Annotated in this window: 12 protein-coding genes and 2 pseudogenes; 3 read left to right on the top strand and 11 right to left on the bottom strand. The window is 59.6% G+C overall.

Annotated elements, in window-relative coordinates; genetic code table 11:
• Window positions 1-40 precede the first annotated feature (40 nt).
• From ACZ89R_RS08520 to ACZ89R_RS08545, 6 genes and pseudogenes are all read right to left on the bottom strand, one after another.
• On the bottom strand, window positions 41-424 hold the full coding sequence (locus tag ACZ89R_RS08520) for a hypothetical protein (RefSeq protein WP_429546062.1): 384 nt from the start codon (window positions 422-424) through the stop codon (window positions 41-43).
• A 2-nt stretch (window positions 425-426) separates the two neighbouring features.
• Window positions 427-5,077, bottom strand: a pseudogene (locus tag ACZ89R_RS08525) (RHS repeat-associated core domain-containing protein).
• Window positions 5,078-5,398: 321 nt separating this feature from the next.
• Window positions 5,399-5,839 (bottom strand): carboxymuconolactone decarboxylase family protein, encoded by a 441-nt coding sequence (locus ACZ89R_RS08530; RefSeq protein WP_429546061.1) that lies wholly within the window; start codon window positions 5,837-5,839, stop codon window positions 5,399-5,401.
• 132 nt (window positions 5,840-5,971) lie between these two features.
• On the bottom strand, window positions 5,972-7,417 hold the full coding sequence (locus tag ACZ89R_RS08535) for a mechanosensitive ion channel domain-containing protein (RefSeq protein ID WP_429546060.1): 1,446 nt from the start codon (window positions 7,415-7,417) through the stop codon (window positions 5,972-5,974).
• Window positions 7,418-7,609: 192 nt separating this feature from the next.
• Window positions 7,610-8,236: an isochorismate family cysteine hydrolase YcaC gene (gene ycaC / locus ACZ89R_RS08540; protein WP_030131490.1), complete on the bottom strand. Its 627-nt coding sequence runs from the start codon at window positions 8,234-8,236 to the stop codon at window positions 7,610-7,612.
• A gap of 127 nt (window positions 8,237-8,363) precedes the next feature.
• On the bottom strand, window positions 8,364-9,230 hold the full coding sequence (locus tag ACZ89R_RS08545; RefSeq protein WP_429546059.1) for a pirin family protein: 867 nt from the start codon (window positions 9,228-9,230) through the stop codon (window positions 8,364-8,366).
• Window positions 9,231-9,335: 105 nt separating this feature from the next.
• Between ACZ89R_RS08545 and ACZ89R_RS08550 the strand changes: the two genes are divergently transcribed.
• Window positions 9,336-10,244, top strand: coding sequence for a LysR substrate-binding domain-containing protein (locus ACZ89R_RS08550; protein WP_429546058.1), 909 nt, complete (start codon window positions 9,336-9,338; stop codon window positions 10,242-10,244).
• A gap of 154 nt (window positions 10,245-10,398) precedes the next feature.
• On the opposite strand, the pseudogene ACZ89R_RS08555 reads toward ACZ89R_RS08550, so the two are convergent.
• The 5 genes and pseudogenes from ACZ89R_RS08555 to ACZ89R_RS08575 form a co-directional block, all read right to left on the bottom strand.
• A pseudogene (locus tag ACZ89R_RS08555) lies at window positions 10,399-13,642 on the bottom strand (transporter substrate-binding domain-containing protein).
• Entirely contained in the window at window positions 13,643-14,263 is a 621-nt protein-coding gene (locus ACZ89R_RS08560) for a response regulator (RefSeq protein WP_429546056.1), read from the bottom strand. It lies immediately after the preceding pseudogene.
• 153 nt (window positions 14,264-14,416) lie between these two features.
• The gene (locus tag ACZ89R_RS08565) at window positions 14,417-14,866 is read right to left on the bottom strand and encodes a response regulator (RefSeq protein ID WP_429546055.1); all 450 of its coding nucleotides are present in this window, start codon (window positions 14,864-14,866) and stop codon (window positions 14,417-14,419) included.
• A 326-nt stretch (window positions 14,867-15,192) separates the two neighbouring features.
• Entirely contained in the window at window positions 15,193-16,530 is a 1,338-nt protein-coding gene (locus ACZ89R_RS08570; RefSeq protein WP_429546054.1) for a lysine N(6)-hydroxylase/L-ornithine N(5)-oxygenase family protein, read from the bottom strand.
• Between the two features lie 144 nt (window positions 16,531-16,674).
• The gene (locus ACZ89R_RS08575; RefSeq protein ID WP_429546053.1) at window positions 16,675-17,157 is read right to left on the bottom strand and encodes a sigma-70 family RNA polymerase sigma factor; all 483 of its coding nucleotides are present in this window, start codon (window positions 17,155-17,157) and stop codon (window positions 16,675-16,677) included.
• A 301-nt stretch (window positions 17,158-17,458) separates the two neighbouring features.
• Here ACZ89R_RS08575 and ACZ89R_RS08580 point away from each other — a divergent pair, with 301 nt between their 5' ends.
• Window positions 17,459-18,619 carry an efflux RND transporter periplasmic adaptor subunit gene (locus tag ACZ89R_RS08580; RefSeq protein WP_429546052.1) on the top strand — a complete coding sequence of 387 codons (1,161 nt, stop codon included), beginning with the start codon at window positions 17,459-17,461 and terminating at the stop codon, window positions 18,617-18,619.
• Window positions 18,620-20,593: a MacB family efflux pump subunit gene (locus ACZ89R_RS08585; protein ID WP_429546051.1), complete on the top strand. Its 1,974-nt coding sequence runs from the start codon at window positions 18,620-18,622 to the stop codon at window positions 20,591-20,593.
• Window positions 20,594-20,597 lie beyond the last annotated feature (4 nt).

A 20,597-nucleotide genomic window follows, 5' to 3' on the forward strand; every position in this document is an offset into this window, starting at 1 on the left:
CTATTTTTTTTCGACAACAATTGAAAACTGCTGAATCTCTTCAGATACCTGTCGGAAATACATTTATATTCTTAACCTTTAAATCCACGAACACCGAATCAGCTTCCGCACATCCAATCAACTCAATAAATATTATTGACCCACCCACATCAACAACTGCGCCGCCCTCCATATGATTTGAAATCAAAGTCCCCGTCATAGTTACGATGCCATCCATCACTCCAATAGAGTGAGCGTTATTGAGTGAAGAGCAAGCATTCTCTCCCCAAACAAACTCATCATCGATTTCTAATTCGACATCATACTGTTCACCAACTTTCGGTGGGGCAGCACGCCAAACTGCGATTGCGGCCCCGACACTGGTTGAAAACCCAACTAAAACTTCTTTGGCAACAAGAATCACGAGATCTATGGTTATTTTCATACTTATTTCTTCAGTAATGGGACGCGGACAACGGTATTTTCAACGTTCATAACATTCTCCCTTAACTGGAGTATCCACTTCTCCTCGTGGTAATGATGCTTACTCGGCTTGCCACCCATTTCATGTGCCCCGTATCGAATGCTTCTCTTACCGTCCGCTGAAACCAATCTGTCAGAATCAGGAAGATTCGTCCTTGGGTGATTGTTTGTATAGGGACCCTCACCTAAAAACTCTTCCCACCTATTGGTGGCATCCTGGGGTTTAACTGGCTTATTCGCATAAGTTTCTTCGTGATATCCCATCTGAGGCGTATCACGAGACACCTCCGGCAATTGAGGCTCCCCGTCAGCTACCGCCGTATCCGACGGATCCTGCTCTTCCACCGACGGCTTTTCACAACCATCGCCGCCGGGGCAAGTACTCAACCCCAACGGATCAACCCACCCCGTCGGATTCGGCGTGTATTGATACTGGTTCAGCCCACCCGCCAACTTGATCGGGTCCGGGGTCAGGTATCGCCCAACGTCCGGATCATAGTAGCGATGCCGGTTGTAATGCAGGCCGCTCTCGGTATCGAAGTACTGGCCCTGAAAGCGCAGCGGCTGCTCGAGCTGCTCGCCCCCGCCCAGCGCCAGACGCGTGACTTTGCCGTAGGCGTTGTACTTCGCCGACCAGACAATCTCGCCACCGTAATCCGTCAGTTCCTGCGGTGTGCCGAGGTGATCGAGTTGGTAGTAGAACGGGCAGGCCTTTTTCGGGCCTTTGCCGTCGAGCATGGCTAACGGGCGAAAGCTGCCCGGTTCGTAGAGGTAGCTGCGGTAGTGCTCGCGGCTGCTTTCAGCGACGAGGTTGTCACCCTGCCAGAAAAACTCGGTGGTATGGCCGTCGACGGTTTTCTTGATGCGGCGGCCGAAGGCGTCGTAGCGGTAGCTGGCGGTGCGACCGTCCGGCGTGGTGACGCCGACCAGTAGGTGCTGGCAGTCGTAGCGGTATTCGGTGACGAGTTTTTGTGCGGTGCCACGGCGTTCGCTGATCAGGTTGCCGAAGACGTCGTAGTCGTAGTGGCGGTCGCCTTGCATCAGCAGGCGATAACCCCGCACTTTCGCGCCGCCGGGACGGTCCTGCATCAGCAGGTTGCCGGCCGGGTCGTGGGCGAAGCTTTCCGGTAGGTCGTCGCGGGTGTGGCGGACGCGGGTCAGGCGGTTGAGGGGGTCGTACTGGTAATTGCGTTGGCCGTGTCGGCTGTCGGCGATCTGGTCGAGATTGCCGTTGGCGCTGTAGGCATAGTCGCGGCGGTAGAGGTTTTTTTGCTGTTGGCTGACGGCGTGGGCCTTCAAACGGCCCTGGTCGTCGTAGGCGTATTCGCTGAGCAGCAAGCCTTGCTGGCGGTTTTGTTCGCGGCCGAAGGTAAATTGGTGACTGGTTAGCCGCGCACCGTTGAGGTCGATGGACGTCAGCGCGCCGCCCTTGGCGTGGTGGTAATCGAGTTTGCTGCCGTCCGGCAAGCGCAGGCGGTTGAGCTGGCCACAGGCGTCGTAGCCATACCGCAAGGTGCCCCAGCCCTGATGCTCGGTGATCAGGCGGTCCTGCTGGTCGTACTCGAATTCCAGCGGATGGTCGTGGCCGTCGTCGACGCTGGTCAGTCGACCCAGCGAGTCGTAGCAGTATTCGACCTTGATACCGTCAGGCAGGGTCTTGGTCAGCAAACGCCCAACTGAGTCCCGCTGATAGCCGGTGATCAGCTGCGAGCCGTCGTCGCCGAACTCGGTTTTCTCAAGCAGATGACCGTTGAGGTCGTAGACGTACGCGGTGCGACGGCCGTCGAAGCCGGTTTCCTGTCGGATCAGGCCGCCGGGGGTGTAGTCCAGGCGATAGTGTTCGCCAGATTCGTTTTCGATTTCCGTCAGCAACAGCTGCGCGTTGTCGTAGCGGTACTGGAGCTGGGTGCCATCGGGGTTGATCCGGCGGCTGACCAGGTGCAGGTCGTCGGCGTATTCGTAGCGGGTGACGCGGCCCAGTTCATCGCGTTCGGCGGTGATCTTGCCGTAGGCGTTGTAGCTGAAGGCGCGAGTGGCACCGGTAGGCAAAGTCGTCTGGATCAGTCGGCCGACGGCGTCCCATTGGTACTGGGTGACGGCACCGTGTTCGCCCTGACGGGTCGTCTGCCGACCCAACGCATCGTAGGAAAAGCGCCGCTGACCGCCGTCCGGCAACGTTTCCTCGACCAGTTGGCCCAAGGCATTCCAGACAAACACATGCCGACTGGTGTCCGGGTAGCGGATCGACAGCAGCTGACCTTTTTCGTCGTAGTGATAGTGGGTGACCTGACCGTCAGGATCGGTCGCTTCCGTGATGTCGCCCTGGGCGTTGCGCTGGTATTTCCACACGGCTTGGCCGCGATAGCGCGCATGCAGGAAACCGTTGCGATACTCGTAGGCCGTTGGCTCGTCTTCCGGCGGAATCAGCGCCACCAACCGTCCGACTTCGTCGTAACGGTATTCAGTGAAGGCGCCGAGCGGATCCTGCTCGGCCACCAAGCGGCCCTGATCGTCATAGGCCTTGAGGTGCTCGCCACCGTCCAGCTCGACCTTGCGCACCAGCCGTGCACGGTCGTCGTGGACGTAAACCTCTTCGCTGCCATCGATGTTCTGGACGGTGACGCTGCCCTGGTCACCCCAGACGTAGCGCGTATCCATCTGCGAAAACGACGCCCAGTGCCGGATGCAGCGTGCCGCTTTGCCGGACCCTTCCCACGCCCAGAAGAAACTCGCCCCACCGGCCAGTTGCCGCTGCAGGATGACGTGCTGATCATCGTAGTCGTAACGCTCGCTTTCCCCGACGGCGTTGCTCGCTTCGATCAGTTGCGCGCATTCGTCGTAGCGGTAACTGGCCAGCGTTTGTTCGGTGTACCAGGCCTCGGCGAGGGTCTGCGCCGGAACGAAACGCTGGTAGTCGACGGCGATCAGATGAGCGCGGTCATAGCGCAACCGCAAAGCGCGGCCGGCACCGTTGTCGAGGCGCTGAATGCGCTGCTGGCGGTCGCGGGTGATGCGCAGGCGGTTGTCGTAGGCGTCGCTGATCGCCGTCAGCCGACCGTTGTGGAAGTGGTAGAAACGCGCGTCGTCGCCAGTCTGGGCGAGGATCAGTTCTTCGGGTTCAGCGCCGAGATAAATCGCCGCGCGCGAGAGGCTGTTGTGGATCGCCGGGCGTTCATGGTTCGGTAATGGAAACGGGGTACGGCGGTTTTCGTGGTCGATCCAGATGACCTGATCGCCGTCGATTTCCAACCGATGGGCCAGCGAATGACTCCAGCCAAAACCCAGCCCGCAGTCGATCTCGGCGGCGCTGGTTCGATAGAGCCGGGTGAAGTTGAACGGCAGGATGCCGTCCAGCGAACCGTCGGTGAGGGTCAGCAGCTCTTCGCCGGTGACCATCGACACCGGGCAACCGTTCTTGCAGGTGGACGGCACGCAAGTGGCGCTGTCGCCATTGGGGTTTGTTGCCTGTTTCGACGCGTCGTCGTGGTGTTCGTTTTGCTTGAGCGTGGTGTTGCGTTTGGCATCCCAGCGCAGTTGCATCCGACCTTTTTTCAGACCCGCTGCCACACCGCGTGCGGCGACTGCTTTGTACTGGTCGACGTACTTCATAAAGGTGTTGAGGATATTGAAAGTGGCCTCGACGAAACGCATCGCAAGGCCAGCCAACAACGCCCCGTACTTAATCCCACGAAGTGTGAGATAGGCCTTGGCGGCGGTTATACCGACTCGCGTGAAAGCCAGCGCTGAAGCAATCAGAATATCGATCAGCACCGAAACGATGACTTGGCTGGTCACCTCCGCCGAGTTGCCGGCGATCTCGCTGGGTGGGAGCATTTCCAGCCAGAGACTCTCGGTACGCAGCAGTAAACAGAGCGCCGCTTCGTCACTCGCCAGTAGCTGGACTTTGGCCATGACCTCCGGCGCCGTCTCCGCAAGCCTGGCCAATTCATCGGCGCCGCTGCCCAGCCGTTCAGCGAACTTGCGGGGATCCTGAAGAATGTCCGAGAGCAGGCTGAGGGCTGTCCCAAACACCGATGACCGCCGCCCAACTGCCCGCCAGCATGCCGTTAGCGGCGGCCGCAAAAGTCGACTGCGACCATTGTGGTTTGAACCCTTCCCACTCCTTGCGTAGCCAGCCCTCCAGCTCGGTGGTCAGGCCTTTGTAGGAATCAAAAAGCTCATCGATTTTCGAGGGTGCAACTTCACCCTGGACATGAACGCGGTAGAACTTGCCGGGTAAGCCTTCGAACTGCCCTTTGCCGTTTTCATCGAGCGTGACCGGCGTCGACTTCTCCCCATCCATAGCGATCACATCGACCTGAATATTCCCCAACGGAATGTCGTAAACCGATTCGAACTTGCTCTCGATTTCCAGAATCCCGCCTTTCGGGCACTGGACGACGGTGGAGATAAAGTCGTCGTCACCACTGCTGACAGCGGTGCTGGAACTTCCGAATCGGATGATCCGTTCCATGCCCATCAGTGACGGCAGATCCGCCACGTGGCTGGCCTGGTCGGCGGTCTGGCTGAGCCAGTGATTGAGCTGTTCGCGATAGAGCGAGAGGGTGTGCGAGAAGCTGTCGAGTTCCTGCTCGATGCGGGTAACGTGCTCCATCAATGCACCGCAAAGTACGGAGTTGCTGGAGAAAAGGAGTCGAACATGAGCAATCCCTCGCGCAGAAAATTAGGCGCGGGGACTTTGCGGGGGATCGATCAGGAAAGAAGTCGGGAAAGGTGGAAATAGCTGTAGGGGGATTCGCTGATTAACAGCGACTCAATAACGCGTAATCCAGGTGGGAGCGAGCTTGCTCGCGAAGACGGCAGCACAATCAATATTGATGTCGCCTGACATGCCGCTTTCGCGAGCAAGTCGGATCGCCGCACCGCCGCTCCCACAGGTTTTGCGTCTTAACTGACTGAAATTAGAGCCAGGGCGTTACGTCTGAGGCATTTTGCGAAAACCCACGGCCAGCCGATTCCAGCTGTTAATGGTGGAAATCGCCACGGTCAGGTCGACCATTTCCTTGGGGCTGAACTCGGCGCTGAGCAGTGCATAGTCTTCGTCCGGGGCGTGGGTCAGGCTCAGTTGGGTCAAGGATTCGGTCCAGGCCAGTGCGGCACGTTCACGATCGGTGAAGAACGGTGCCTCGCGCCAGGCCGTCACGGCAAACAGCCGGCGTGGCGTTTCCCCACCCTTGATGGCATCGGCGGTGTGCATGTCGATGCAGAAGGCACAGCCGTTGATCTGTGATGCACGCAGCTTGACCAGTTCGATCAGCGACTTTTCCAGCGGCAGCTTCGAGACGGCGGCTTCCAGGGCCATCACGGCTTTCAGGCCGTCTGGGGAAGCGGTGTAGAAATCGATACGAGGTTGCATGGTGAGCTCCAATAACAGGTGAGGTTGGCGCTACGTTAATGCCGACCTGAGGTTGTACAAATAGCCAATTATTGGGAAGTTGAGGATGCCAATAGACCAGAAGATTTTCAGTGACGGTTCGGCATCAACACATCAGCCGCTACGCTTGCGCAACCACTGCAAAAACCCCTTTTTCTCCACCACCTTGGGTGTTTCCTGAATCAGCGTCTGAGCCGTATGCATCCGGTAATCGAACAACGCCTTCATCGCTTCGCTGATGTCATGCCGCGCATCCAGGCATGGCTTGAGGTATTCCTTCTCGATGCGGTAGAGCGTGCAAAATGTCTTGGCCGAAAAGTCGGCGAGCGCCGATTCATCGGACAGAATCCCGGCCTCGCCAATCACCTCACCCGGTCCCATGCGCCCGGCCTCGAACTTTTTGCCACCGCGGCTCAGGGCGACCGACACCACGCCGGACTCGATGATGAACAGGTGATCGCTCACCTCCCCCGCCGGCAGGATCATTTCCCCGGCGCGGAAGGTTTGCAGCTTCATGTTCTGGCTGAAGGTTTCTTTCTCTTCCTGACGCAGGGTCGAGAAGATGTTCGAGCTATCCAGCAACGCCCGCTGCCGTGACAGCGCAGCAGGCGCGTTGGGTTCAACGCTCGACAACAGGCTGACACCGGACGCCTGCAAGTGCCGGAACGCCAGATCGAACAGCTGATTACGTACCATGCGCTTCTGATCCATGGACACCACGAAACCGCTGATTTCATACTCCACGCCGGTGCTGCCGGAGCTTTTCAACGCCACGCACGGTGCCGGTTTGGCCAACAGGAAGCGGCACCCTTGCATGGCCCGCTCCAGTGCATCAATCACCGTTTGCGGACGAGCGTGGGGGCTCACTTGCAAGCTGATCGAGATACCGAAAATATCGCTGGGGCGACTGAAGTTGACGATCTTGGCCTTGGCCGCCAGGGAGTTGGGAATCACCGCCATGCTGCCTTGGGCGGTTTGCAGGCGCGTGGCGCGCCAGTCAATGTCGGTGACCCGGCCTTCGGTGCCGTCGATGGAGATCCAGTCATCCAGTTGATAGGGCTTTGTGGTGTTGAGGACGATCCCGGAAAACACGTCGCTGAGGGTACTTTGCAAGGCCAGGCCGACGATGATCGCCAACGCACCGGACGTTGCCAGCACGCCCTTGACCGGCAACTCGAGCACGTACGCCAGGGCGGCGATGACCGCGATCAGGAAAATCACTGCGCCGAGCAAGTCCTGCAACAAACGCCCGGTGTGCCCGACCCGTTGCATCATCACCGCGCCCAGCAACACCGTCAGTGTGCGCGCGGCGAACAGCCACCAGCCAATTTGCAAACCGGTTGCCGCCAGGTGCAACGGCACGTTGTCGACCCAGGGCGCCGGCTCCATGGGGTTCAAGCCTTCGTTGAACAGCAGCATGCTGAACAGCGCGAAAATCACCAGCCGCACCGCCAGTTTCCAGTTGCTGCCGCTGGCCGTGATCAAACGCCACAACACCAGATCGATCAGGATCAGAATCAGCGCGCTGAGCAACGGGTGATCGGTAAGCAGTGACAGCATCAAGCAACTCCAGTAAGGGCCAATGGCGCGAAGATCTCACAGATTGGGCACAGTGTAGGAGCAATTGATGTCTCCAGAACAACACAAAACACTGTGGGAGCGAGCCTGCTCGCGATGGCGGTAGAACAGACACATTTGCAGTGACTGTCGTACCGCTATCGCGAGCAGGCTCGCTCTCACAGTTGATCAGTGTTACTTGGCGTTAGTCAGGGTGTTGTAGCTGGTCATCAGGTTGCGGTAGTCCGGGATGTGGTTGGAGAACAGGGTCGCCAGACCTTCCACATCGTTGCGCCAGTCGCGATGCAGTTCACAGGCCAGGCCGAACCAGGTCATCAGTTGGGCGCCGGAGGACGACATGCGATCCCACGCCGATTGACGGGTCAGTTCGTTGAACGTGCCGGAAGCATCGGTCACCACGAACACCTCAAAACCTTCGGCCAATGCCGACAGCGCCGGGAACGCCACGCAGACTTCGGTCACCACACCGGCGATGATCAGTTGTTTCTTGCCAGTGGCCTTGATCGCCTTGACGAAGTCTTCGTTGTCCCAGGCATTGATCTGGCCTGGGCGAGCGATGTACGGCGCATCCGGGAACAACTCCTTGAGTTCCGGCACCAGCGGGCCGTTGGGGCCGGTTTCGAAACTGGTAGTCAGAATCGTTGGCAGCTTGAAGTATTTGGCCAGGTCGGCCAGGGCCAGCACGTTGTTCTTGAAACGGTCCGGATCGATGTCGCGCACCAGAGAAAGCAAACCTGCCTGATGATCGACCAGCAGAACGGCGGCGTTATCCTTGTCGAGACGTTTGTAGGAAGTAGTCATGGGGTAATCCTCGCTTTTTATCGATGCCGAACGGGCCGGCGTAAGTGAACTCTGATTTTTCGTTTAAACGTGGCCAGGCAAGCGTAGTCAGCCAAACCCGGCACGCCACAGCGCTACAACAATGATTTCAATCACTCATCCGGCCAAAGCGTCCCGACTGGAAGTCGGCAAAGGCCTGGTGAATCTGCTGCTCGCTGTTCATCACGAACGGGCCGTGGCCGACGATGGGTTCATCGATCGGCTCGCCGCTGAGCACCAGCACCACGGCGTCGTTATTGGCTTGCAGACTGAGCTGATCGCCATCGCGCTCGAACAACGCCAACTGCCCTTCCCGAACCAGTTCCACACCATTGACCTGAACCGTGCCGCGCAGCACCACCAGTGCCGTGTTGCGCCCTTCGTGCAGATCCAGAGTCAGCGATTTGCCGGCGTTCAAGCGAACGTCCCACACATCGATTGGTGTAAAGGTCCGCGCCGGGCCGCTGTGGCCGTCGAACTCACCGGCGATCAAGCGCAGGCTGCCAGCGTTGTTCTTCAGTGGAATGCTCGGAATGTCACCCTCGAGAATTGTCTGGTAACCGGGCTCGGCCATCTTGTCCCTGGCCGGCAAGTTGACCCACAGCTGCACCATTTCCAGGGTGCCGCCGCTCTTGGCGAAAGCTTCGGAATGAAACTCTTCATGGAGAATCCCCGAGGCAGCTGTCATCCATTGCACGTCGCCGGGGCCGATCTTGCCGCCGCTGCCGGTGGAGTCGCGGTGTTCCAGTTCGCCCTTGTAGACGATAGTCACGGTTTCGAAACCGCGGTGCGGATGCTGACCAACGCCACGACGCTCGGTGGTCGGGGTGAATTCGGCAGGGCCGGCGTGATCCAGCAGCAGAAACGGGCTGATGTGTTTGCCCAGGTTGTCGTAGGAAAACAACGTGCGAACCGGAAAACCGTCGCCGACCCAATGAGGTCGTGGGCTGGTGTAGATACCGATGATGTTTTTCATCTTTTCCTCCAAATCTGTCGTGTGACGCCATGGACAAAGCTTAAAACCGGCGCCTTTGGTGCGCTAGACTGCAAAAACCAGCCTTAGCGTTCTATTTGGAGAACGATGGTGGAAGACCTCAACACCCTGTACTACTTCACCCAAGTGGTGGAGCACCGCGGTTTCGCCCCGGCCGGGCGCGCGCTGGACATGCCCAAATCCAAGCTCAGCCGACGCATTGCCGAACTCGAAGAACGCCTCGGTGTGCGCTTGCTGCACCGCAGCAGCCGGCATTGCTCGTTGACCGAAATCGGCCAGGCTTATTACCAGCGTTGCCTGGCCATGCGGGTCGAAGCCGAAAGCGCCGCCGAACTGATCGAACGCAATCGCTCCGAACCCCAGGGCCTGGTGCGCATCAGTTGCCCGACAGCGCTGCTGAATTCCTGGGTCGGGCCGATGCTGACCCGCTACATGCTCAAATACCCGCTGGTGGAGTTGTTCATCGAAAGCACCAACCGCCGGGTCGATCTGATTCACGAAGGATTCGATATCGCGCTGCGCGTGCGCTTTCCACCACTGGAAAACACCGACATGGTGATGAAGGTGCTGGGCAACAGCACCCAATGCCTGGTGGGCATTCCGGCGTTTTTGCAGCGCTTGTCGTCACCGGCTACGCCGGCTGATCTCAGCGGGCTGCCGAGCGTGCATTGGGGTGGCGCGCAGCGGGAATATCAGTGGGAATTGTTCGGTGCCGACGGTGCCAGCGCACTGATTCGTCATTCCCCGCGGATGGTCACCGACGACTTGCTGGCCTTGCGTCACGCGGTGCTCGCCGGCATCGGCATCGCCCACCTGCCGAGTGTGGTGGTGCGCGATGAGATTGCCGCCGGCCGACTGGTGGAACTGGTGCCGGGCTGGACACCCAAGTGCGGGATCGTGCATGCGATCTTCCCCTCACGACGCGGATTGTTGCCGTCGGTGCGGACCTTGATCGACTTTCTGGGCGAGGAATTCAGCCATAGCGATATTGCCTAAGATCAAAAGATCGCAGCCTTCGGCAGCTCCTACCCGGGATTTTGTTCGACTGCGATATTGCGGCGTACATCGAATCTGTAGGAGCTGCCGAAGGCTGCGATCTTTTGATCTTTTGCGCTTAACAATTCTCCATTCATGACTTGCAAACAAAGTTTCAGCCCTGGCTCAGATCTGGGCTCAAATACTTGTCCAGCGATGACATAGCGCGCTGCAACCGATCGACGGCTTCATCGAGCAGCACCGTGTTCTCTTCATCGATGACACGCTCCAGTTGCTCGCAATGCTCGATCAAACGCACCGCCCGGACCATGCGCGCACCGCCCTTGATGCGGTGCGCCAGGGCTTGCAGGTCATGGCGATTGCCTCTGGCGTGCGCCTCAAGCAGATCATCCCGATCAACCCGGTTGGTCACCGCCAGTTCGCGCACCAGATGATCAAGCAGAGTGCGATCGGCACCGACATATTGCTCCAAGCCGCTCAGGTCCATCTCGGACGCGGGTTGCTCTTCGAGCGTCTCGGGTGCTTCGTTTGCAAACCTGGACGCCAGCCATGCGCTTAAATCCGCCAGCAGAATGGGTTTGAACAGGCAGTCGTCCATACCTGCCTCCAGGCAGCGGACTTTTTCCTCGCGCTGCGCATTGGCGGTAAAGCCCAGAATCAGCGTCGACGGTAATCCCTGGGCGCGCTCTTCATCGCGGATTGCACCCGCCAGCTCGTAACCACTGAGCCTGGGCATATTGCAGTCGGTAACCACCAGATCGAACTCACAGTCGCGCCACAGCTCAAGCCCCCGGGCGCCCTCTTCAGCCTCCAGAACACGATGCCCCAGGTGGCTCAGTTGCCATGAAAGCAACAAACGATTAGCCGGGTGATCGTCGACCACCAGAATCGTCAGTGGCCGCGTCGGCATCTGCACCCCGCTATCCACTGCCGCAATGGAAGGCAACGGTTGCAGTGCGATCAGCTCAAGGGTGATATCGACCTGTGTGCCTTGCCCAAGGACGCTGTCGAGTTGCAACTGGCCGCCCATCATTTCGCACAGGGTACGGCTGATTACCAGGCCCAACCCGGAGCCGCCGCGAGCTGACTGCTGGTTATTGCTGGCTTGAGCGAACGGGCTGAACAACCGCTGCCGGTCGACGTCACTGATGCCAATGCCAGTGTCTTCAATGCGCACACTGACCGCCAGATGCTCCGGCGTCACGGGCGTCACCCGCAGCGTCAGGCTCACCTCGCCCTCACGGGTGAACTTGATGGCGTTGCTCAGCAGATTGGACAGCACCTGCTTGAAACGGGTGTGGTCGATCAACACGTCGCAATCGCTGTGTTCATCCAGATCGATTCGCCACGCCAGTTCATTCTGCCGTGCAAGGCCTTCGAAAACCCGGCACACCGACTCCACCAGCTCCCGAAGATTGGCGCGTTCAGGTGTCAGGGATAAATGTCCAGACTCAATACGGGCGATGTCCAGAATGTCACCGATCAGCGCCAATAATTGTTGTGCGGCACCGGATGCCACCTCAATGGCAAAGCGATCGGTGACGCCCTCGTCCGCACGTTTGAGGGCCAGTTCGAGCATGCCGATCAGGGCGTTCATCGGTGTGCGGATCTCATGACTCATGGTGGCCAGAAAAGTGGTTTTGGCGCGGTTGGCATCGTCCGCCTCGTTCTTGGCCTCCTGCAATTGCCGTAACCAGTGCTGGCGCTGACGGATTTGCCGGCGCTGCCAGGCGATCCAGCCCAGGGCGAGCAACAACAGGGCGCCAGCCACGGCAAACGCCTGAAGAATGCCTTGACGATGGCGTAGCCAATAGCTGTCATCCAGCACCACATCATTGCTCCAGCGGGCCACCAGATCGTCCATTTCCTGAGGCGAAATGCTCAACAACGCCTTGTTCAGAATCGAATGCAACTCCAGCGCGCCGCGGTGCGTGGCCAAGGCGATACGGGCGGGTTGGTCGCCGACGGTGCTGCTGACGCGCAGACGATCCGGGTAGTGCCGAGCGATCAGGTAACGGGCGACGATCAATGTACTGAGCGTCGCATCAGCCTGCCCCTTGATCACCCGTTCCATGCCCTCGGCCGGGCTTTGCACTTCGACCAGGCGCACCTGCGGCGCCCGGACCTGCAGGAACCCGAACAACGGATGACCACGATAAATCGCCAGGCGTTTACCGGCCAGATCGTCCAGCGTCCTTGGGCTGCCCGTCGTCGTTGCACTGACCAGCACAAATGGATTGCTGAGGTAGGCGCGGGTAAACAGCAATGCATCTTCACGCTCGGTACTGGGAGTGACCACAGGCAACAGGTCGATTTCGCCGTCCTGGAGTTGCTCAATCTGCCGGTCCAGTGAGTGGCCGCGTTGCACCTGAAAGGTCAAACCGCTGCGCTGGCTGATCAGCGTCAGCAACTGCGCCGTCAACCCGTTGAACCGGCCTTGGGCATCGTAGAACGTCAGCGGGGCAAAGTTATCGATCGCACCGACAGTGACCGTCGAATGCCGGTCCAGCCAGCGTTGTTCACTGGGGCTCAAACGCACCTGTTCCTGACCCGCCGCATTAGCCCTGCCGGCACTCCAGCGCACTTCGATGACCACGCGCTGTTCCATCGGAATCGCCGCCAGAGCCTCGTCGATGATGCTTTTGAGACGCGGATTGTCCTTCGCCAAAGCAAAGCCGAACGGATTGGCATCCAGACCGGAAGGCCCCGCCAAATGAACATTGTTGAGGTAGTTATTGTTGATCAGATAATTGGCGCTGATGAGGTCTCCGAGGTACACATCGTCTGGGCCCGAACGCTACCGCTCCGAGCGCATCGAGTGCCGAGGGATAGAGTTGCAAACTTGCATCGGGATAAAAATCTTCAACGGTCTGCGCCTGCAAATAGTCTTCGACCATGGCGATGCGTTTGCCGGCAAGGTCGACGGGCATTCGCTCGTTCAGTCGGGTGACCAGCATGGGCTGATCTTCGGCATAGGCTCGGGACCGGGTTAGCGCGGGGTCGGCCGCTTCGAAGTTGTTCGAGGTTCCAAGCAGATCCAGCTCATGGCGTTTGAGGGCGTCCATGGCGGCCTCACGAGTGGCATAACGCAGCACGTCGATTTTGACATGCAGCAGTTGCCCCAGCAGCTCGGCGTAATCGGCCGTGATGCCCTCCAGTTCATCGCGGTGGCGCGTCACTTCGAACGGCGGGTAATCCGCCCCCGTTACACCCAGGCGCAGGGCTCGTTTATCGCGTAGCCATTGCCAGTCCTTTTCATCCAGCTTGACCTCAAAGCCCTCCACGGTGGAGCGCCCCAGCAGATGCAACCGCTGAGGCTGGTCGGCCAGTGCCGCTGAAACGTGCGGCACAAGGCTCAACATCAAGGCCAACAGGACGATGTGCACGGTCGGTTTCATTCAGATCAGATGATTGCGCTTGGCGAAGTCCCGCAGGTGCACCGCCGCGTTCACGCCGAGCTTTTCGATCAAGCGGGTCTTGTAGGTGCTGACGGTCTTGTGACTCAGGTGCATAAGCTCGGCGATGGCCTTGTTACTCTTACCCCGGGCCAGGTATTGCAGGATGGTCAGTTCGCGGTTGGAGAGCTTGTCGATCATCTGTTTTTCGCTGCGTTGCTGGGCGTCCTGCGATCCCGAAGGCAGCCGCGCAAAATAGGTATAACCGGTCATGACCGCATGCACGGCTTTGTGCAATTGGCTCAGGTCGTTGGTCTTGGCGACATACGCCATGGCTCCGGCGCGCATGCAACGCTCCTGAAAAAACAGTGGGTCCAGAGATGTGAAAACCAGTACCAGACATGACCAGTCACTGGCCCTGATCCGTTCCAGCAGCTCCAATCCATCGCCGCCAGGCATGACCAGATCGAGTACTACCAGATTGAATGAATGTTCGTGGAGTAGCGATATCGCCTCGCTACCGCTGGACGCCTCAGAAATTCGTTTGAACCCTTCCAGCTCAAGTACAAGTCTGACTGCGGCGCGTACCACCGGATGATCGTCCACAAGCAGCACTTTCTTCATGGAGAAATCCTGTCCAAATACCCGATGATTGCGCCACGACTGCACTCCGGATGATGACGGACCGGACGCAACGGCTGCGCTAAGACTTTTGCATGACGAACAGGAAGAAGGGACCTGTCAGAAATGATAGTTCCGACGAGCGGCAACCCAGAATCAAGCCATTTGATGCTGATATCGTGCAGGCACGGGGGACTGTTCAACTTCACACGCAGGCGGATCGATGAGTGCCATCAGCCGTTGAATGGACACCAGATCAGGCCGCGCCCCGTGGCTCACCTGAACCTTTTGTTGAACCTTGTGTTTAACACCGGCGGCCGGGATCGGCGACAACTGTGCCGGCCGGCCATCGTAGATCAAGGCGTGGTGAACCTGGCCGTTATCGAGGAAGAACCCGAGCAGGTTCAATGCCCCATCCGCCAGCGACGCGTTGATGACCACCAGATCAAATGGCTCGCTGGCGTACTCGATGAGGGTCAGCATCTCCACAAGGCTTTGTACCGGGGCCACCCGGTAATAACCGAGCTGATTGAACAGCCGCTCGGTTTTCATCCGGTGAAAATGCTGTTCGTCGGCGATCAGGATACGCAAGGTTTTGTTGATCATCGCGTGCCTCCAGGTCAATCAATGACTGATGAGTGAGGCGGCAAGGCTACGCAAGACCGAGGAAGCGTTCTGTAGGACGTTTCCTAAAAACTGCGCCATTTATCCCTTCAGTACATGGCCCTCGGAACGGGTCGGGTTTCGCCGCGCTGTTGCAGCGCGGGATTCTTCAGGAGGGTTCAGGATTCTGGATTTGTGGTGCTTTTGAGGGCGCTATCGCGGGCAAGCCCGCTCCCACAGGGATCTTCAGTGAACATAGATTTGGTGACTGAAGATCAAACTGTGGGAGCGGGCTTGCCCGCGATAGCGGCCTGGCAGGTGCAGAAGATTTAGCTGGCAGTCGCCAACAATACATCCATCACCGACCGCCCATGCCCACGCGACTTGCCATGGTCATACAGCGAGCCGGCAATTTCATCGGCGCGGATCGGCAGGATCGACAGCAAGGTGTCGCTCAAGCCGTGGCTGGCCTGGCAGAAGCCCTGCATGTAGATGCCGGCCTTGCAACGCTCGTCGGTGATCAGTTTGTAGTGGCGATCGACCTCGAAATCGCCCAGGTACTGTTCCAGCGGCGCCAGCAATTTGCGGTGCATCTGGCGCTCGTAACCGGTGGCCAGCACCACGGCGTCGTAGCAGCGAACCGTGACTTCTCCAGTGGCGTTGTTGCGCGTCGCCAGCTCGATACCGCGCTCGGTAGCGGTGGCTTTTTCGACGGTGGTCAGGGTACGGAACGCATGGCGCGCGATGCCCGAGACTTTCTGCCGGTAGAAGATGCCGTAGATGCGTTCGATCAGGTCGATGTCCACCACCGAATAGTTGGTGTTGTGGTACTCGTTGACCAGGCGCTCGCGTTCGCTGCTGGCCTGCTGGAACACCAGGTCGGTGAACTCCGGCGAAAACACTTCGTTGACGAAAGGGCTGTCATCGGCCGGCTTCAGGGCCGAGCCACGCAGGATCATGTCCACCTGCACCGACGGGAAGCTGTCGTTCAGGTCGATGAAGGCTTCCGCCGCACTCTGCCCGCCGCCGATGATCGCAATATTCATCGGTTGGTTGTTCACGCACGGCTGCTTGGCCATGCGCTCCAGGTACTGGGAATGATGGAACACCCGGCTCTCATCCTTGAGTGCCTTGAACGCTTCGGGAATGCGCGGTGTACCGCCGGCGCTGACCACTACCGAACGGGTGGTGCGCACATGCTGCTGACCATGCGTATCACGCGAGATCACTCGCAGTGCTTCGACCTGCTGGTGGTGCAGCACTGGCTCGATGGCCAACACTTCCTCGCCATAGCGGCTCTGCTCGGTAAATTGCCCGGCGACCCAGCGCAGGTAGTCGTTGTACTCCATGCGGCACGGATAGAAGGTGCCAAGGTTGATGAAGTCCACCAGACGACCGTGGTGCTTGAGGTAATTGACGAAAGAATACGGGCTGGTCGGGTTACGCAGCGTCACTAGGTCCTTGAGAAAGGAAATCTGCAGTTCGCTCTGGGTAACCAGGGTGTTGCCGTGCCAGCGGTAGTCCGTCTGCTTGTCGAGAAACAGCACATCCAGCTCGCCCTGGCTCGGCCCGCGCTCTTGCAGGGCGATGGCCAGCGCCAGGTTCGAAGGGCCGAAACCGACGCCGATCAGGTCGTGAACGATGGGCGATGCAATTGCCTGTGTCATTTCCAGTGTCCTCTGGATGAACCCCGGACCAGCGGGGATAAAGCCTGGGTGACCTGACCGGCCTTGTGCGGCAGCAGATCGTCTGTTGAATAGGAACGAGGACAATGAAAAAAAATTTAACGAGGCTTGATTAAACGGTGGCGATCAATGGGCGTCCCACTGGCGCATGCGCACCCGGCAATGCTTCATGGCATTGACGATGTGCTTTTCCACCAACGCCCGGGAAATACCCAGGCGCTCGGCGATTTGCGGGTGCGACAAGCCGTCGATCTTGCGCAAAAGAAAACTCTCGCGACACAGCTTTGGCAACTCCGCCAATGCGCGCTGAAGCATGTCCAGACGCTGGCCGTGATCAAGGCTGTTGTGGGGGGATGGCGTGAAGTAGCGTTCTTCGCTGTCGAGCACGTCCAGGGATTCGACCTGCCGCAAGGCATTGCGTCGGTGGTCGTCGATCACCAGATTGAGCGCTGTGCGATAAAGAAACGCCCGGGGTTGTTCGATCGGCGTGTCACTGGAACGCTCCAGCACCCGCAGATAAGCGTCATGCACCACATCTTCAGCCACCTGACGGTTGCCGAGCTTGGCGTTCAGGAAATACACCAGCTCGCGATAGTAGTTTTCCAACATGACTCCCAGTCCTTGAGCCAGATCTGCGCCATAAAAGAGATGGCGGCACGATGATGGCAGCGCGCAAGAGGCGTAATTTATAGTAATTCTCATATAGATTTAAAGCACTGGATCCATTTACTTGAGAAATAACCTCATTTGTCGACCTGTAACGCCATGTCTCAAGGCTTAAATTCTGCTCCGGGGTTCTCGTTTACAGGACAGCTTCCCGTGTCTGTCGGTCCACCGACAGCGTTCAGCGGCGCCGGTCACTGCCGCGCACGCCGAGCGACGGGCCGATTTTTACCGGCTGGAACCCCGCATGAAACGTCCCCGCCCTACCCGACGCGCCCTGTTTGTCGCTCTGTGCCTGATCCCCGCCGCAGCCCTGGCCGCCTGGCAAGTGATCCCGCCGGGGCGTGAAAAACTTGCCACCGCCACCGTGACCCGCGCCGATATCGAAAACAGCGTGACCGCCCTCGGCACCCTGCAACCGCGACGTTATGTCGACGTCGGCGCCCAGGCGTCCGGGCAGATCCAGAAGATTCATGTCGAGGCCGGCGATCAAGTCAAGGAAGGCCAATTGCTGGTGGAGATCGATCCCTCGACCCAGAAAGCCAAACTCGACGCCGGGCGCTTTTCCATCGACAACCTCAAGGCCCAGTTGCAAGAGCAGCGCGCCCAGCACGACCTGGCGCAACAAAAGTATCAGCGCCAACAGAACCTCAAGGCTGGCGGCGCGACCCGCGAAGAAGATGTGCAGACCGCCCGCGCCGAAGTCCGGGCGAGACAAGCGCGCATCGATATGTTCGAGGCGCAGATTCGTCAAGCCCAGGCAAGCTTGCGCAGCGATGAAGCGGAGCTTGGTTACACACGGATCTACGCGCCGATGTCCGGCACGGTGGTCGCCGTCGGTGCCCGGGAAGGCCAGACGCTCAATGCCCAACAACAGACGCCGCTGATATTGCGCATTGCAAGGTTGTCACCGATGACCGTATGGGCCGAAGTTTCCGAGGCCGATATCGGCCAGGTCAAACCCGGCATGACCGCCTGGTTCACCACCCTCAGCGGTGGCAGCCGGCGTTGGAGCAGCACCGTGCGGCAGATTTTGCCGGTGCCGCCGCGCCCGCTCGAACAGACGCAGGGCAGCCCCACCAGCGGTCGCAGCGGCAGCGAACGGGTGGTGCTTTATACCGTGCTGCTGGATGTCGACAACGCCGACAACGCCTTGATGACCGACATGACCGCCCAGGTATTTTTCGTCGCCCAGCAAGCGCAGAACGTGCTGACGGTGCCCACCGCGGCCCTGCACAACGGCACTGCGGCGGATCGACAGATCGCGCAAGTGGTGGCGGCCAACGGCGAGGTTCAGCGCCGCGAGGTTCGCACCGGGATCAGCGACCGGTTACGCACGCAAATTCTCGAGGGGTTGGCGGAAGGCGATCACGTGCTGAGCGCCCCGCTCACCGGCAGCGGAGGCTGAATGCAAACGCCCCTGATTGACCTGCGACAGATCCGCAAAGCCTACGGCGGTGGCGACAGCCCCGTGGTGGAAGTGCTGCGCGGCATCGACCTGTCGATCCATGCCGGCGAATTTGTCGCCATCGTCGGCGCTTCCGGTTCCGGCAAATCGACCCTGATGAACATCCTCGGCTGCCTCGACCGCCCCACCAGCGGCGACTACCTGTTCGCCGGAGAAAACGTCGCCGGCCTGGGCAGTGACGAACTGGCGTGGCTACGGCGCGAGGCCTTTGGCTTCGTGTTCCAGGGTTACCACCTGATCCCGTCCGGATCGGCCCAGGAAAACGTCGAAATGCCCGCCATTTATGCCGGCACCCCGGCGGACGAACGCCATGCCCGCGCGGCGGCCCTGCTCGAGCGCCTCGGCCTGGGTTCGCGCACCGGCAACCGTCCGCATCAGCTTTCCGGTGGTCAGCAGCAACGGGTGTCGATCGCCCGCGCCTTGATGAACGGCGGCCACATCATTCTCGCCGACGAACCCACTGGCGCCCTCGACAGCCACAGCGGCGCCGAAGTCATGAGCCTGCTCGACGAACTGGCCAGTCAGGGGCACGTGGTGATCCTGATCACCCACGACCGCGAAGTGGCCAAGCGTGCCAACCGGGTCATCGAAATCCGCGACGGCCTGATCATCAGCGACACCGCCACCAATCCCTCGGCCGCACCGCGCACGGCCCGTCCCGGCGCGCTGCAAGCCGTGGACCTGCGCCAGCGCCTGAGCGCCGGCAGCGAGCCCAATGGCGTCTGGAAAGGCGAACTGCTGGACGCGGTTCAGGCGGCGTGGCGCGTGATGTGGATCAACCGCTTCCGCACCGCGTTGACGCTGCTGGGGATTGTCATTGGCGTTGCGTCGGTGGTGGTGATGCTGGCGGTGGGCGAAGGCAGCAAGCGGCAGGTGATGGCGCAGATGGGCGCCTTCGGCTCCAACATCATTTACCTCAGCGGCGCCGCGCCCAATCCGCGTACGCCGCCCGGGATCATTACCCTCAACGACGTCGCCGCGCTCGCCAACCTGCCCCAGGTGCAGCGGATCATGCCGGTCAACGGCTCGACGGCCGGCGTGCGTTTCGGCAACGCCGATCACACCGCTTATGTGGGCGGCAACGACACTAACTTCCCGAGCATTTTCAATTGGCCGGTGGTTCAGGGCAGCTATTTCACCCAGGCCGATGAAGACAGCGCCGCCGCCGTTGCGGTGATCGGCCACAAGGTTCGAGAGAAGCTGTTCAAAGACCTGGCCGACCCGATTGGCCAGTACATCCTGATCGAAAACGTGCCGTTCCAGGTGCTCGGCGTGCTGGCCGAAAAAGGCTCCAGTTCCGGCGACTCCGACAGCGACAACCGCATCGCCGTGCCCTACTCGGCCGCCAGCGTGCGGTTGTTTGGCAGTCGCAATCCTGAGTACGTGGTGATCGCCGCCAATGATGCACGCAAGGTCAAGGAAGCCGAGCAGGCGATCGAACAAACGATGCTGCGTGAGCACAAAGGCAAGCGCGATTTCGAACTGACCAACAACGCCGCCATGATCCAGGCCGAGGCCCGCACCCAAGGCACGCTGTCATTGATGCTCGGTTCGATTGCAGCTATTTCGTTATTGGTCGGCGGTATCGGCGTCATGAACATCATGCTGATGACCGTGCGTGAACGCACCCGGGAAATCGGTATTCGCATGGCCACCGGCGCCCGTCAGCGCGACATCCTGCGCCAGTTTCTCACCGAGGCGGTGATGCTCTCGGTGGTCGGCGGTGTCGCCGGGATCGGTCTGGCGCTTCTGGTCGGTGGCGTACTGCTGCTCGGCAATGTCGCGGTTGCGTTCCAGTTGTTCGCCGTGCTCGGCGCCTTCGGCTGTGCGCTGGTCACCGGTGTCGTCTTCGGCTTCATGCCTGCCCGCAAGGCTGCCCGGCTCGATCCGGTCACGGCCCTTACCAGTGAATGATCGA

This window comes from Pseudomonas sp. TE3728 (genome assembly GCF_056279145.1).

Bases quoted from the DNA above. Each gene is read 5' to 3' on its own strand.
- ycaC (WP_030131490.1), bottom strand. From the start codon at position 8,236: ATGACTACTTCCTACAAACGTCTCGACAAGGATAACGCCGCCGTTCTG.
- ACZ89R_RS08530 (WP_429546061.1), bottom strand. From the start codon at position 5,839: ATGCAACCTCGTATCGATTTCTACACCGCTTCCCCAGACGGCCTGAAA.
- ACZ89R_RS08575 (WP_429546053.1), bottom strand. From the start codon at position 17,157: ATGTTGGAAAACTACTATCGCGAGCTGGTGTATTTCCTGAACGCCAAG.
- ACZ89R_RS08550 (WP_429546058.1), top strand. From the start codon at position 9,336: ATGGTGGAAGACCTCAACACCCTGTACTACTTCACCCAAGTGGTGGAG.
- ACZ89R_RS08565 (WP_429546055.1), bottom strand. From the start codon at position 14,866: ATGATCAACAAAACCTTGCGTATCCTGATCGCCGACGAACAGCATTTT.
- ACZ89R_RS08585 (WP_429546051.1), top strand. From the start codon at position 18,620: ATGCAAACGCCCCTGATTGACCTGCGACAGATCCGCAAAGCCTACGGC.
- ACZ89R_RS08535 (WP_429546060.1), bottom strand. From the start codon at position 7,417: ATGCTGTCACTGCTTACCGATCACCCGTTGCTCAGCGCGCTGATTCTG.
- ACZ89R_RS08520 (WP_429546062.1), bottom strand. From the start codon at position 424: ATGAAAATAACCATAGATCTCGTGATTCTTGTTGCCAAAGAAGTTTTA.
- ACZ89R_RS08570 (WP_429546054.1), bottom strand. From the start codon at position 16,530: ATGACACAGGCAATTGCATCGCCCATCGTTCACGACCTGATCGGCGTC.
- ACZ89R_RS08580 (WP_429546052.1), top strand. From the start codon at position 17,459: ATGAAACGTCCCCGCCCTACCCGACGCGCCCTGTTTGTCGCTCTGTGC.
- ACZ89R_RS08560 (WP_429546056.1), bottom strand. From the start codon at position 14,263: ATGAAGAAAGTGCTGCTTGTGGACGATCATCCGGTGGTACGCGCCGCA.
- ACZ89R_RS08545 (WP_429546059.1), bottom strand. From the start codon at position 9,230: ATGAAAAACATCATCGGTATCTACACCAGCCCACGACCTCATTGGGTC.